At 72.7% G+C, this 12,871-nt stretch carries 11 protein-coding genes; 2 read left to right on the top strand and 9 right to left on the bottom strand.

The window, feature by feature from the left end:
• Positions 1-85 precede the first annotated feature (85 nt).
• The 9 genes from BR98_RS29150 to hrcA all read right to left on the bottom strand — a co-directional run bounded on the left by BR98_RS29150 (position 86) and on the right by hrcA (position 11,027).
• The gene (locus BR98_RS29150) at positions 86-1,408 is read right to left on the bottom strand and encodes a hemolysin family protein (protein ID WP_035849322.1); all 1,323 of its coding nucleotides are present in this window, start codon (positions 1,406-1,408) and stop codon (positions 86-88) included.
• 4 nt (positions 1,409-1,412) lie between these two features.
• Positions 1,413-1,907, bottom strand: coding sequence for an rRNA maturation RNase YbeY (gene ybeY, locus BR98_RS29145; RefSeq protein WP_035849320.1), 495 nt, complete (start codon positions 1,905-1,907; stop codon positions 1,413-1,415).
• 14 nt (positions 1,908-1,921) lie between these two features.
• Positions 1,922-3,022: a PhoH family protein gene (locus tag BR98_RS29140; protein ID WP_051970323.1), complete on the bottom strand. Its 1,101-nt coding sequence runs from the start codon at positions 3,020-3,022 to the stop codon at positions 1,922-1,924.
• 171 nt (positions 3,023-3,193) lie between these two features.
• A complete protein-coding gene (locus tag BR98_RS29135) occupies positions 3,194-4,114 on the bottom strand; it encodes a ribonuclease Z (protein WP_035849317.1) in 921 nt (306 codons plus the stop codon).
• A 6-nt stretch (positions 4,115-4,120) separates the two neighbouring features.
• Positions 4,121-4,480, bottom strand: coding sequence for a histidine triad nucleotide-binding protein (locus BR98_RS29130; RefSeq protein ID WP_035849315.1), 360 nt, complete (start codon positions 4,478-4,480; stop codon positions 4,121-4,123).
• 72 nt (positions 4,481-4,552) lie between these two features.
• Positions 4,553-7,813 carry a S41 family peptidase gene (locus tag BR98_RS29125; protein WP_083977104.1) on the bottom strand — a complete coding sequence of 1,087 codons (3,261 nt, stop codon included), beginning with the start codon at positions 7,811-7,813 and terminating at the stop codon, positions 4,553-4,555.
• Positions 7,814-7,856: 43 nt separating this feature from the next.
• Entirely contained in the window at positions 7,857-8,606 is a 750-nt protein-coding gene (locus BR98_RS29120; protein ID WP_035849313.1) for a 16S rRNA (uracil(1498)-N(3))-methyltransferase, read from the bottom strand.
• A 39-nt stretch (positions 8,607-8,645) separates the two neighbouring features.
• A complete protein-coding gene (gene dnaJ / locus BR98_RS29115) occupies positions 8,646-9,788 on the bottom strand; it encodes a molecular chaperone DnaJ (RefSeq protein ID WP_035849312.1) in 1,143 nt (380 codons plus the stop codon).
• Between the two features lie 75 nt (positions 9,789-9,863).
• A complete protein-coding gene (hrcA, locus tag BR98_RS29110; RefSeq protein ID WP_083977102.1) occupies positions 9,864-11,027 on the bottom strand; it encodes a heat-inducible transcriptional repressor HrcA in 1,164 nt (387 codons plus the stop codon).
• A 272-nt stretch (positions 11,028-11,299) separates the two neighbouring features.
• Between hrcA and htpX the strand changes: the two genes are divergently transcribed.
• Complete coding sequence (gene htpX, locus BR98_RS29105) at positions 11,300-12,223, top strand: zinc metalloprotease HtpX (protein WP_035849310.1); 924 nt, start codon at positions 11,300-11,302, stop codon at positions 12,221-12,223.
• Positions 12,224-12,268: 45 nt separating this feature from the next.
• Positions 12,269-12,853, top strand: coding sequence for a PspA-associated protein PspAB (gene pspAB / locus BR98_RS29100; RefSeq protein WP_035849308.1), 585 nt, complete (start codon positions 12,269-12,271; stop codon positions 12,851-12,853).
• The last annotated feature ends 18 nt before the right edge of the window (positions 12,854-12,871 follow it).

The following is a 12,871-nucleotide window of genomic DNA, read 5'->3' as shown; positions in this document are numbered from 1 at the left end:
GCCTGAGCATACGACGCGCCGCCTGCCCGGCTCAGCCTCGTCCGCCCGCCCGGCTCAGCCTCCGCCCGCCCGACCGCGCCTCCGTCTACTCGCCCGGCTCGGCTTCGTCCACGGTCCGCGGCACCGGGCTGGCCACCACCGTCCCGATCCGGTTCCGTCGCCCGGCCGAGCTCTCCGCGACCAGCCGGATCCCGGCCAGCTTCGGCGAACCCTCCTCGGGCAGCGGGAGTTCGCAGGCCGAGCCGGGGATCGGCACCCGACCGAGGCACTTGGCGAGCAGCCCGCCGACCGTCTCGACGTCCTCGTCCACCAGCTCGATGCCGAACAGCTCGCCCAGGTCCTCGACCAGCAGCCGGGCGGTGATCCGGTAGGAGCCGTCGCCGAGGTCCTCCACCGGCGCGATCTCCCGGTCGTACTCGTCGGTGATCTCGCCGACGATCTCCTCCAGGATGTCCTCGATGGTGACCAGCCCGGCCGTGCCGCCGTACTCGTCGATCACGATCGCCACGTGCGAGCGCATCTGCTGCATCTCGCGCAGCAGGTCGCCGGCCGGCTTGCTGTCGGGGATGAAGACCGCCGGGCGCATCACCGTGTCCACCTGCTCGGCTTCCGCCTCGCGGTTGATGTGGGTGAGCCGGACCAGGTCCTTGAGGTAGACGATGCCGACCACGTCGTCCTCGTTGTCCCCGACCACCGGGATCCGGGAGAAGCCGGAGCGCAGCGCCAGGGTGAGCGCCTGACGGACCGTCTTGTGCCGTTCGATCATCACCAGGTCGGTGCGCGGCACCATCACCTCGCGCACGATGGTGTCGCCCAGCTCGAAGACCGAGTGCACCATCCGGCGCTCCTCGTCCTCGATCAGGTCGTCCTTCTCGGCCAGGTCGACCAGCGCGCGCAGCTCCGCCTCGGAGGCGAACGGGCCCTCGCGGTAGCCCTTGCCGGGGGTGAGCGCGTTGCCGAGCAGGATCAGCAGCCGCGGGATCGGGCCGAGGATCCGGGCCAGCGGCAGCAGCACGAAGGAGGCGGCGGTCGCGGTGGTCAGCGGGTGCTGGCGGCCGATGGTGCGCGGCGAGACGCCGACCGCCACGTAGGAGACCAGCACCATCACGCCGATCGCCAGCAGCACCGCCTGCCAGGCCTGCTCCAGGTTGCGCACGCAGACCACGGTGACCAGCACCGCCGCCGCCATCTCGCTGGCCACCCGGATCAGGGTGGCCAGGTTGAGGTAGCGGATCGGGTCGGAGGCCAGGGTCAGCAGCCGGTCCGCGCCGCGGCGGCCGTTGCGCACGGCCTCCTCGGCGCGGAACCGGGAGACCCGGGAGATCCCGGCCTCCGCACAGGCCGCCAGCCAGCCGAGCATGACCAGCAGGAAGGCCCCGACCAGGAAACTCGTACTGTTACCGGTCATCGGTTCAGTGGGTCGTGGGGGCCGGGGAGATCCCCGACAGCCCGCGACCGGCCCGCCAGTCGTCGAGGATCCGCTTCTGGAGGGCGAACATCTGCTGCTCCTCCTCCGGCTCCTCGTGGTCGTAGCCGAGCACGTGCAGCACCCCGTGGACGGTGAGCAGCTGCAGCTCCTCGTCCATCGAGTGCTTGGAGGGAGCGGCCAGGCCCTGGGCCTTGGCCACCTCCGGGCAGAGCACGATGTCGCCGAGCAGGCCCTGCGGCAGCTCCTCGCCCTCCTTGCCCGGACGCAGCTCGTCCATCGGGAAGGACATCACGTCGGTGGGACCTGGCAGGTCCATCCACTGGATGTGCAGCTGCTCCATCGCCTCGCTGTCGACCAGGATCACGGACAGTTCGGACAGCGGGTGGATCCGCATCTTGTCGAGGGCGAAGCGGGCGACGTCGAGGATGGACTCCTCGTCGGCCTCCCAGCCGGACTCGTTGGCGATGTCGATGGACATGGAGCGGTGGTTACTCAGCTTTCGGTGCGATGGGGCTGGCGGGGGGCACGGGTGCGCGGGCCACGAGGGGCGCCCTTGCGCGGGGCCGGGCCGGTGTCGTCGTTGTTCTCGGCGTCCCAGCGCTCGTAGGCGTCCACGATCCGGCCGACCAGCTTGTGGCGGACCACGTCGGTGCTGGTCAGCAGCGAGAAGTGGATGTCGGGGACGTCGGCCAGGATCTCCTGGACCACCTTGAGGCCGCTGCGGGTACCGCTCGGCAGGTCGATCTGGGTGGTGTCACCCGTCACCACCACCTTGGAGTTGAAGCCCAGGCGGGTCAGGAACATCTTGATCTGCTCGGGCGAGGTGTTCTGCGCCTCGTCCAGGATGATGAACGCGTCGTTCAGGGTGCGGCCGCGCATGTACGCCAGCGGGGCCACCTCGATGGTGCCGGCGGCCATCAGCCGCGGGATCGAGTCGGGATCCATCATGTCGTGCAGCGCGTCGTACAGCGGGCGCAGGTACGGGTCGATCTTCTCGTAGAGGGTGCCGGGCAGGAACCCGAGCCGCTCGCCGGCCTCCACCGCCGGGCGGGTCAGGATGATCCGGTTGACCTCCTTGGCCTGCAGCGCCTGCACGGCCTTGGCCATCGCCAGGTAGGTCTTGCCGGTACCGGCCGGGCCGATGCCGAAGGTGATGGTGTGCCGGTCGATCGCGTCGACGTAGTTCTTCTGGTTGACCGTCTTGGGGCGGATGGTGCGGCCCCGGTTGGACAGGATGCTGGCGGTGAAGACCGCCGACGGGCTCTGTCCGGCGCCGTTCGGGTCCGCGGCGGCTTTCTTCAGCATCGCGATGGAACGCTCGACGGCGTCCTCGGTCAGCGGCTGGCCGGTGCGCAGCACCAGCATCATCTCGCTGAACAGCTGCTCGACCAGGGCGATGTCGGCGCGGTCACCGGTCGCGGTGACCTCGTTGCCCCGGACGTGGATGTCGGTGTCGGGGAAGGAGCGCTCGATCACCCGCAGGAGCGAGTCGGTGGCACCGAGCAGGGTGACCATCGGGTGCTTCTCGGGGATCACGATCCGGGCGCTGAAGCCGTCGCCGCCCTGGGCGCTGGTCTGTGCGGTGTCACTCATCGGTTCGCTCATGGGTCGGCGCTTGGCCTGCCTCATCCCATCCGTGTCTCGGGGTGCCGCTCGGTCGGTTCCGGGGTCACCAGGGTACGCCGCGCAGGTGTTCGCTGTGGCGCGGCCCGATTGATGGTGCGGCACTGTCACGAGTGATGCCAGTGCTTTTCACCGCGACGCTCACGGCCGCCTCGGCGGTACCGGGATCCGGGCCAGGTCCTCGGCGACCACCAGTTCGCCGTCGAACTGCGCCCGGGCCTCGGCGAGGTGGCCGGACAGGTCCGGGTAGCGCTGCGAGAAGTGGGTCAGCACGAGCGTGCGGACACCCGCCGCGGCGGCCGCCCGGGCCGCCTGGGCGGCGGTGAGGTGCCCGTGCTCGGCCGCGAGGTGGGCGTCGGCCTCCAGGAAGGTGGCCTCGATGACCAGCAGGTCGGCGCCCTCGGCCAGTTGCTCGACGCCCGGGCAGAGCCGGGTGTCCATCACGAAGGCGAAGCGCTGGCCGCGCCGCGCCTCGCTGACCTCGGCCAGGGTCACGGTGCGCCCGTCCAGCTCGATCCGGCCCTCGCGCTGCAGCCGCCCCACCGCCGGGCCGCGCAGGCCGAGCGCGGCCAGCTTCGCGGGCAGCAGGCGCTGCCCGTCGGGCTCGGTCAGCCGGTAGCCGAAGGCCTCCACGGGGTGCGAGAGCCGGACGGCCTCCAGGGTGAAGGGCGCGCCCGTCGCCTCCAGGACGCCCGGTTCGCCGATCGGGTGCGGGCGCAGCTCGGCCGTCTCGTGGAAGGCGGTGGCCGCGCGCAGCCGGTCGAAGAAGACCTGGCCGCTGGCCGGGTAGTAGGCGTGCACCGGGTGCGGGACCCGGTCCAGGTTGATCCGCTGGACCACCCCGGCCAGGCCGAGGCTGTGGTCGCCGTGGAAGTGCGTGACGCAGATCCGGGTCAGGTCGGTGGCCGAGACCCCGGCGTGCAGCATCTGCCGCTGGGTGCCCTCGCCCGGGTCGAAGAGCAGGCCCTCGCCGTCCCAGCGCAGCAGGTAGCCGTTGTGGTTGCGGTGCCGGGTCGGCACCTGGCTGGCCGTGCCGAGGACGACGAGTTCACGGGCGGACATCGGGGCTCAAACCAGGCCCTCGTGGAACTGCTCGCCGCCGAGCACGTGCACGTGAGCGTGGAAGACGGTCTGGCCGGCGGCCGCGCCGGTGTTGAAGATCAGCCGGTAGCCGGACTCGGCGATGTGCTCGTCCGCGGCCACCCCGGCGGCCTCGGAGAGGACGGCGGCGGTCAGCTCGGCGTCCGCGGCGGCCAGCGTGGCGGCGTTCGGGTAGTGGTCCTTGGGGATCACCAGCACGTGGGTGGGCGCCTGCGGCTTGATGTCGCGGAACGCCAGGGTGCGCTCGGTCTCGCGGACCACGGTGGCCGGGATGTCACCGGTGACGATCTTGCAGAAGAGGCAGTCGGGATCGCGCTGGTCGGCCATGGCGGGACAGTCTCCGAGTAGGTTGGCGGGCACGTGCTGACGTCCCGCCAACCTACCGGACCAGTAGCCCTGTTACGGAAGGGACGGCGGGGTCTTGGCCGGGGTGGCCACCAGCGCGTCGAGCGCGATCCGGACCGCCGTGCCCAGCTGCGGGTCCTCCCCCGCCGCCCAGTGGTGCGGCGCGATCGGCACCTCGACGTCCGGGGTGACCCCGCGGTTCTCCACGCCCCAGCCGTAGCCCTCCAGCCAGGTCGCGTACTTGGGCTGGGTGACGGCGGTGCCGTCGACCAGGCTGTAGCGGCCGTCGATGCCGATCACCCCGCCCCAGGTGCGGGTGCCGACCACCGGGCCGATGCCCAGCGCCTGGATCGCAGCGTTGACGATGTCGCCGTCCGAGCCGGCGTGCTCGTCGGCCAGCGCCACCACCGGGCCGCGCGGGGCGTCGCCCGGGTACGGGTCGAAGGTGGCCAGGTCGCGACCCATGCCCCAGCCGACGATCCGACGGGCCAGCTTCTCCACGATCAGCTGCGAGGTGTGGCCGCCGCGGTTCTCCCGCAGGTCGACCAGCAGGCCCTCCTTGGCCATCTCCACCCGCAGGTCGCGGTGGAACTGGGCCCAGCCGGCGCTCATCATGTCGGGGATGTGCAGGTAGCCGAGCCGGCCGCCGGACAGCTCGCGGACCGCGGCCCGGCGCCCGCGCACCCAGTCGTGGTAGCGCAGCGGCTCGTCGTCGGCCAGCGGCACCGCCACCGGGTGGCGCACCGTGCCGTCGGCGTGCCGGACGGTCAGTTCCACCGGCTGCCCGGCGGTGCCGGCCAGCAGCGGGGCCGGGCCGGTGACCGGGTCGACCGGCCGGCCGTCGACGGCCAGCAGCACGTCGCCCGGACGCACCGCCACACCGGGGGCGGCCAGCGGCGAGCGGGCCCTCGGGTCGGAGGACTCGCCGGGCAGGATCCGGGCGATCCGCCATTCCTCGCCCTCGCGCAGCAGGTCGGCGCCGAGCCGGCCGAGCGGGCGGGCGGCGGCCGAGCCGCGCCCGGGCGGCGAGACGTAGGCGTGCGAGGTGCCCAGCTCGCCGACCACCTCCCAGAGCAGGTCGACCAGGTCGTCGTGCGAGCCGAGCCGCTCGACCAGCGGGCGGTAGCGGGCCAGTGCGCCGGCCCAGTCGAAGCCGCCCAGGTCGGCCCGCCAGAAGTTGTCGCGCATCAGGCGACCGTTCTCGTCGAACATCTGCCGCCACTCGGCCGCCGGGTCCACGGTGACCCGCAGCCGGGCCAGGTCGACCCGGACCTCGTCCTCCTCGCCGGCCTTGCGGTCGGCCGGGACGATCCGCAGCTCGCCGCCGTCCAGCACGGCCAGCCGGCTGCCGTCGCCGCTGACCTGGAAGGAGTCCAGGCTGTCCAGCAGTTGTTCGGCCCGCAACTTGCGCAGGTCGAAGCGTTCCAGCACCGGGCCCGGCCGTTCGTCGTCCGGGGTGGCGGCGTCGTCGCCGAGTTCGCCGACCACCGGGTACCTGGTCCACAGCAGGCCGTCCTTGGCCGCCCGCAGGGTGCCGAACCGGCCGCCCTCGACCGGGAACGGGACGATCCGGTCCGCCAGGCCGGTGAGGTCGACGGTGGTGCCGGCCGGGGGCTGCTCCGCCGCGTCCGCGTCGGCCTCCGCTTCCTCGCCCTCCGCGGTCGGCTTCGGCTTCTCCTCCTCCTTCTCCTCGGCGCCGTCCACCGGCCGGCCACCGCGCTGCGGGCCGAACGGCGACGGGGTGTCGGCGGCCAGCGTGATCAGGTAGGGGCGGGCGCCGGTGGGGAAGCCCAGGTCGAAGCTGTGCGCGTCGTAGACCGGGTCGAAGTTGCGCAGCGACAGGAAGGCCAGGTGCTTGCCGTCGGCGGTGAAGGCGGGCGCGCTGTCCACGAAGCGCTGCTGGGTGGCCTCGGTGACGGTCCCGGTGGCCGGCTCGGCCAGCATGATCTGGCGCAGTGACCAGGGGCCCAAGGTCGGCTGCGACCAGGCCAGCCAGTCCGAGGCGGGCGCGAAGACCAGGCCGCTGACCTCGCCGTCCTGACTGCGCGCCAGCTCGCGGACGGCGCCGTCGGCCAGGGTCACCAGCAGCACCCGGCCGTCGTGCGCGGCGATCGCCAGCTGCTTGCCGTCGGGCGCCACCACCAGGGAGAGCACCCGGCCGAGCTGCCCGGCGGCGAGCCGGCGACGCTCGGTGCCGAGCGCGTCGGGGGCGTACTCCAGGGCGTCCTCGCCCTCGGCGTCGGTCACCCAGACCACGCCCTGGGCGCCGTCCTCGTCGGCCGGCGGGACCACTCGGGCCAGCCGGGCCCGTACCCCGGGTGTCTCCTCCAGCACCCGGGCCGGGCCCTCGCGGTGGGTCAGCCAGTGCACGGTGCCGCGCACCACGGCGGCCACGGCGCGGCCGGTGGCGTCCGGGGCGGCCGACTCCAGCCGGCCGGCGGCGGGCAGCGGGTACGGGCGGCGGCCGGTGCGCGGGCCGGCCGGCCGGATGTCCAGCGGGCGGGGCCTGGCGTGGCCGTCGAGGCTGTCCAGCAGCCAGAGCCCGCCACCGCTGTGCCAGACCACCCGGGTGCCGTCGGTGGCGGCGTTGCGGGCGTAGAAGTCTCCGGGCTCGGTGTGGGCGCGCAGGTCGGAGCCGTCGGGGAGGCTGGAGTAGAGCCGGCCGGTGCCCTCGTGGTCGGACAGGAAGGCGATCCTCTCGCCCACCCACATCACGGACTCGATGTTGCCGTCGAGCTCGGTGTGAAGCCGGGCGAACTCGCCGCCGGTCTCGCCGATCCAGAGCTTGCCGGCGGTGCCGCCGCGGTAGCGCTTCCAGCGGGCCGGCTCCAGGCTGTACGCGGAGAGCAGCAGCACCCGGTCCCGGTGCGGCTCGAAGGCCAGGCCACCGACCGGGCCGTAGGGCAGCCGGCGCGGCTCGCCGCCGTCCAACGGCACCGCGAAGGCCCAGGCCTGACGGGCGGTCGGCTGTCCCGCACTGGTGATCGCCACCGGCTCGCCCTGCGGGGTCCAGCCGCGCAGCAGGGTCCGGGTGGCGGCCCCCCAGTGGGTCAGCCGGCGGGCCTCGCCGCCGTCCACCGGGGCCGCGTACACCTCGGCCGCACCGTCCCGGGTGGAGGTCCAGGCGATGGTGCGCCCGTCGGGCGAGAAGCGCGGGTGGGAGACCGGTGCCCGGTCGGCCGTCAGCCGCCAGGCCCGACCCCCCTCCAGCGGCGCGAGCCAGACGTCGTCCTCGGCGACGAAGGTCAGCAGATCGCCGTGCAGGTGGGGATGGCGCAGGTAGGCGCCCGCGGGGATGCTCTCGGTTTCCGTCACCGCGTCAGGTTATGCAGGACGGGGTGGTGGGGACCACCGATTCTCAGGACCAGCGACCGGTCCGCCCGAGCAGCAGCGCGCCCGCCGCGACGCCCGCCGTGGAGGTGCGCAGCACCGACGGACCGAGGCGGTAGGGCTTGGCGCCGGCCTCGGCGAAGGCGGCGAGCTCCTCGGGGCTGACCCCGCCCTCGGGGCCGACGATCAGCACCAGCTCGCCGTCGGTCGGCAGGGCGGCGGTGGCCAGTGGCTCGGCGCCCTCCTCGTGCAGCACCGCAGCGAAGGCCGCGGCGGCCAGCAGCGGCGCCAGTTGACGGGTGGTCATCGGCTCGCGCACCTCGGGGAAGCGCAGTCGGCGGGCCTGCTTGCCGGCCTCCCGGGCGGTGGCCCGCCACTTGGCCAGCGCCTTAGCGCCCCGGTCGCCCTTCCACTGGGTGATGCAGCGCGAGGCCGACCAGGGGATCACCACGTCCACCCCGACCTCGGTCATGGTCTCCACCGCGAGCTCGCCCCGGTCACCCTTGGGCAGCGCCTGCACCACGGTGATCCGCGGACTGGGCGCGGGCTCGGCGCGCAGCTCGGCCAGCGTGACCTCGAGCGCGTCCTTGCCGTGCAGGGCGCTCACGGTGCCGTGCCCGCCCAGGCCCAGGCCGTCGGTCAGGGTGACCGCCTCGCCCACCTCCAGCCGCTTCACCGCGGCCGCGTGCCGGCCCTCGGGCCCGTCGAGGCGGACCACCGCGCCGGGCGCGGCAGCGGTCAGCCGGTCGGTTCCGACGACGAAGACAGGTGCGGTCATGCGGAGCGTCCTGGGTTCCTGGAGGTGGGTGAGCAGGCGTCAGCGGCCGTTGAAGGCGTCCTTCAACCGGGAGAACAGCCCCTGCTGCCCGGGCGCGAACTGGCCCGAGGGCCGCTCCTCGCCGCGCAGCACGGCCAGCCGGCGCAGCAGGTCCTCCTGCTCGGGGTCGAGCTTGGTGGGCGTCTGCACCTCGACATGCACTATCAGGTCGCCCCGGCCGCCGCCGCGCAGGTGCGTGACACCGCGTCCGTGCAGCGGGATCGACTGGCCGGACTGGGTGCCGGGCCGGATGTCGACCTCCTCCAGGCCGTCCAGGGTCTGCAGCGGGACCTGGGTGCCGAGCGAGGCGGCCGTCATCGGGATGGTGACGGTGCAGTGCAGGTCGTCGCCGCGGCGCTGGAAGGTCGGGTGCGCGGTCTCGGCGATCTCCACGTAGAGGTCGCCGGCCGGGCCGCCGCCCGGGCCGACCTCGCCCTCGCCGGCCAGCTGGATCCGGGTGCCGTTGTCGACACCGGCGGGGATCTTGACCGTGAGGGTGCGGCGGGCCCGCACCCGGCCGTCGCCGGCACACTCGGGGCAGGGGGTGGGGACCACGGTGCCGAAGCCCTGGCACTGCGGGCACGGGCGGGAGGTCATGACCTGGCCCAGGAAGGACCGGGTGACCTGGGAGACCTCGCCCTTGCCGCGACACATGTCACAGGTCTGCGCGGTGGTGCCGGGGGCCGCGCCCTCGCCGTTGCAGGTGGTGCAGGTGACGGCGGTGTCGACCTGGAGTTCCTTGGTGGTGCCGAAGGCGGCCTCCTCCAGGGTGATCTCCAGGCGGATCATCGCGTCCTGGCCGCGGCGGGTGCGCGAACGCGGACCACGCTGGCCGGAGGCGGCGCCGAAGAAGGCGTCCATGATGTCGGAGAAGCCGAAGCCGGCCGCGCCCGCGCCGAAGCCGCCCGCGCCGCCACCGCCGTTCGGCGAGAGCGGGTCGCCACCGAGGTCGTAGACCTGGCGCTTGGCCGGGTCGGAGAGCACCTCGTAGGCGGCGTTGATCTCCTTGAACCGCTCCTGCGTCTTCGGGTCCGGGTTGACGTCCGGGTGCAGTTCACGGGCGAGGCGTCGGAACGCCTTCTTGATCTCGTCCTGCCCCGCGTCCCGTCGGACGCCGAGTACCGCGTAGTAGTCCGTGGCCACCAAATGCTCCGCTTGTTCCGCCTCTAGAAGTGCTGTGACTGTGCCCGGCCTGCGGACTGCCGCAGGCCGGTGGTGTTACGACTCGGCCAGGATCTGCCCCACGTACCGTGCCACCGCCCGTACTGCCCCCATGGTGCCGGGGTAGTCCATCCGGGTCGGCCCGATCACGCCGAGTTTGGCCACGCTCTCATCGCCCGAACCGTAGCCGACCGAGACCACGGAGGTGGAATTCAGGCCCTCGTACTCGTTCTCGCGCCCGATCCGCACGGTCATTCCGCCGTCGGTGGTCTCGCCGAGCAGCCGCAGCAGCACCACGTGCTCCTCCAGCGCCTCCAGCACCGGCTGGATGCTGAGCGGGAAGTCGTGGCCGAAGCGGGTCAGGTTGGCCGTGCCGGCCAGCATGATCCGCTCCTCGTTCTGCTCCACCAGGGACTCGAACAGAGTACTGAGCACGGTGGTGACGATCGGGCGGTCGGCCGGTTCGAACGAGGCCGGCAGGTCCTCGACCAGGGCCGGGACGTCGGGGAACCGGCGCCCGCCGGCCAGCGCGTTCAGCCGGGCCCGCAGGTCGGCCAGGGTGGTCTCGCGGATCGGGCTGGGGCAGTCGACCAGGCGCTGCTCGACCCGGCCGGTGTTGGTGATCAGCACCAGCATGACCTTGGTCGGGGCCAGCATCACCAGCTCGACGTGACGCACCGTCGACCTGGTCAGCGAGGGGTACTGGACCACCGCGACCTGGCGGGTCAGCTGGGCGAGCAGGCGCACGGTGCGGGCCACCACGTCGTCCAGGTCGACCGCGCCGTCCAGGAAGTGCCGGATCGCCCGGCGCTCGGGGGCGCTCATCGGCTTGACCTCGGCCAGCCGGTCGACGAAAAGCCGGTATCCCTTGTCGGTGGGGATCCGGCCGGCGCTGGTGTGCGGCTGCTGGATGTAGCCGTCCTCTTCGAGGGTGGCCATGTCGTTGCGCACGGTGGCCGGCGAGACGCCGAGGTTGTGCCGCTCCACCAGGGCCTTGGAGCCGACCGGCTCCTCGGTGCCCACGTAGTCCTGCACGATCGCGCGCAGCACGGAGAGCTTGCGCTCGTCCAGCGCGTGGCCGGCGGCGGCGCGGGGCGCGGCGGCCCGGGCCGGCCGGGTGGCCGGCGGGCGGGCGGCGCGCGAGGTCGCCGGGTGTGCCGGCTCGCCGGCTGCCGGCTCACGACCGGTCGAACGCGGCTCGGACGCGGGTTCGTCGAACATGGCACGCACCTCCCTCTTCGCGCGTTGTCTCAGGTACCAGGTCCTGCGCTGCCGGTACTGTCCGTTCTTGGGCTGGCACTCTGCACTGAGGAGTGCCAAAACCGTATCTGCCAGTGTACGGCCCGGGTCCGACAGCAGGAACGCCCTGTCCCGGGATGCCGCACGGATCACGTGTCGCGCCCCGTCGGGGTGGTGCCCGCCGACGGTCGAAGTGGCAGCATCGATATCGACCCGGACTGACACAAACAGCCCGGCGTAACGAAGGAGCAGATATGTCGGCGTCCGGCCCTCACACCCGCTTTGCTCCCGACCGTGGTCTGACCGGACGGATGGTCACCACGATGTTCCTGATCGGGCTGCTCTACGTCGGCTTCACGGGTGTGTTGATCGTGCTGCTCAAGGGCGCCTGGCCACTGATCGTGCTGCTCTCCGGCGGCCTGTTCGTCGCGCAGTTCTGGTTCAGCGACAAGATCACCGAACGGGCGATGGGGGCCCACCCGGTCACCCCCGAGCAGTACCCGCAGCTGCACGGCACCATTGACCGGCTCTGCGCGCTGGCCGACATGCCCAAGCCCCGGGTCGCGGTGGCCGACAACGACATGCCCAACGCCTTCGCCACCGGCCGCAACGAGCAGAACGCGGTGGTCTGCGTAACCACCGGGCTGCTGCGCCGGCTGGAGCCGGAGGAGCTGGAGGGCGTGCTGGCCCACGAGCTCTCGCACATCGCGCACCGGGACGTCGCGGTGATGACCATCGCCGGCTTCCTCGGCGTGCTGGCCGGCGCGATCACCCGGATCGCGCTCTACAGCGGGATGATGGGCGGCAACCGGAACAACGACAACAACGACAACGCCGCCATCATGATCCTGGTCGTCTCGCTGGTCTCGATGGTGGTGTACGCGATCAGCTTCCTGCTCACCCGCCTGCTCTCCCGCTACCGCGAGCTGGCCGCCGACCGGGCCGCCGCCCAGCTCACCGGGCGGCCGAGCGCGCTGGCCTCGGCGCTGACCAAGGTCACCGGGCAGATCGGCGCGATCCCGACCGAGGACCTGCGCAAGGCGCAGCCGTACAACGCCTTCTACTTCGCCCCCGCGCTGAGCGCCAAGGAGGTGGCCGGCCAGCTGCTGTCCACCCACCCGACGCTGGAACAGCGGCTGGAGCAGCTGGGCAAGATCTCCGCCGAGCTGGGCCGCTGACCGCTACCCGACCGCTGTTCTGATTTTCCGAAAGGACTTTCTCCTGTGGGATTCCTGGACGCGCTGCTGGGCCGCAGCAAGCCGGTCAAGCCGGACCTCGACCAGCTCTTCGGCGTGCCCTCGGCCGCCCTGACCCTGGAGGCCGCGGCCGGCTTCACCCCGACCGGTCTGGGTTCGGTCTGCTTCGCCGCCGTCGAGGGCGGTGCCTTCGGCGAGGTGGAGGGACAGGTCCGGGCGCTGCTGGACGCCGACACGCCCAATGGCGGCGTGCCGGTGGAGGCCAGCCGGGACGGGTACGGCTACTCCTGGCTGCTGGCCCGGCACACCCCCGAGGAGTTGCCGGAGCTGGTCAACGACCTGCACGCGGTCAACAGCGAGCTGGAGGCCAACGGCTTCGGCCCGCAGCTGCTCTGCTCCCTCGTCGCCTTCAAGAACCGGGAGGGCCAGTCGCTGGCCCTGGTCTACCTCTACAAGCGCGGCACCTTCTACCCGTTCGCGCCGATGCCGGGTGGCGGCGAGCGCCGCAACAGCCCGCTCGAGCTGCAGGTGAAGGCGATGCTCGGCAACGACCTGCGGGTGGAGTCGGACCTCAGCCGCTGGTTCCCGGTCTGGGGTGCGCCGGGGCTCTGACGGCGCGTCGGGGCTTTC

Origin of the sequence: Kitasatospora azatica KCTC 9699 (assembly GCF_000744785.1) — a bacterium.
GTDB classification, from domain to species: domain Bacteria; phylum Actinomycetota; class Actinomycetes; order Streptomycetales; family Streptomycetaceae; genus Kitasatospora; species Kitasatospora azatica.
The sequence above is the reverse complement of the archived record's forward strand: the minus strand, read 5'-3'. Positions and strand labels throughout refer to the sequence as shown.

What these genes read in the sequence shown, in the direction of transcription:
- BR98_RS29130 (WP_035849315.1), bottom strand. Translation starts at nt 4,480, where the DNA reads ATGGCCGACCAGCGCGATCCCGACTGCCTCTTCTGCAAGATCGTCACC.
- BR98_RS29135 (WP_035849317.1), bottom strand. Translation starts at nt 4,114, where the DNA reads ATGTCCGCCCGTGAACTCGTCGTCCTCGGCACGGCCAGCCAGGTGCCG.
- htpX (WP_035849310.1), top strand. Translation starts at nt 11,300, where the DNA reads ATGTCGGCGTCCGGCCCTCACACCCGCTTTGCTCCCGACCGTGGTCTG.
- ybeY (WP_035849320.1), bottom strand. Translation starts at nt 1,907, where the DNA reads ATGTCCATCGACATCGCCAACGAGTCCGGCTGGGAGGCCGACGAGGAG.
- BR98_RS29120 (WP_035849313.1), bottom strand. Translation starts at nt 8,606, where the DNA reads ATGACCGCACCTGTCTTCGTCGTCGGAACCGACCGGCTGACCGCTGCC.
- hrcA (WP_083977102.1), bottom strand. Translation starts at nt 11,027, where the DNA reads ATGTTCGACGAACCCGCGTCCGAGCCGCGTTCGACCGGTCGTGAGCCG.
- BR98_RS29140 (WP_051970323.1), bottom strand. Translation starts at nt 3,022, where the DNA reads ATGAGTGACACCGCACAGACCAGCGCCCAGGGCGGCGACGGCTTCAGC.
- BR98_RS29150 (WP_035849322.1), bottom strand. Translation starts at nt 1,408, where the DNA reads ATGACCGGTAACAGTACGAGTTTCCTGGTCGGGGCCTTCCTGCTGGTC.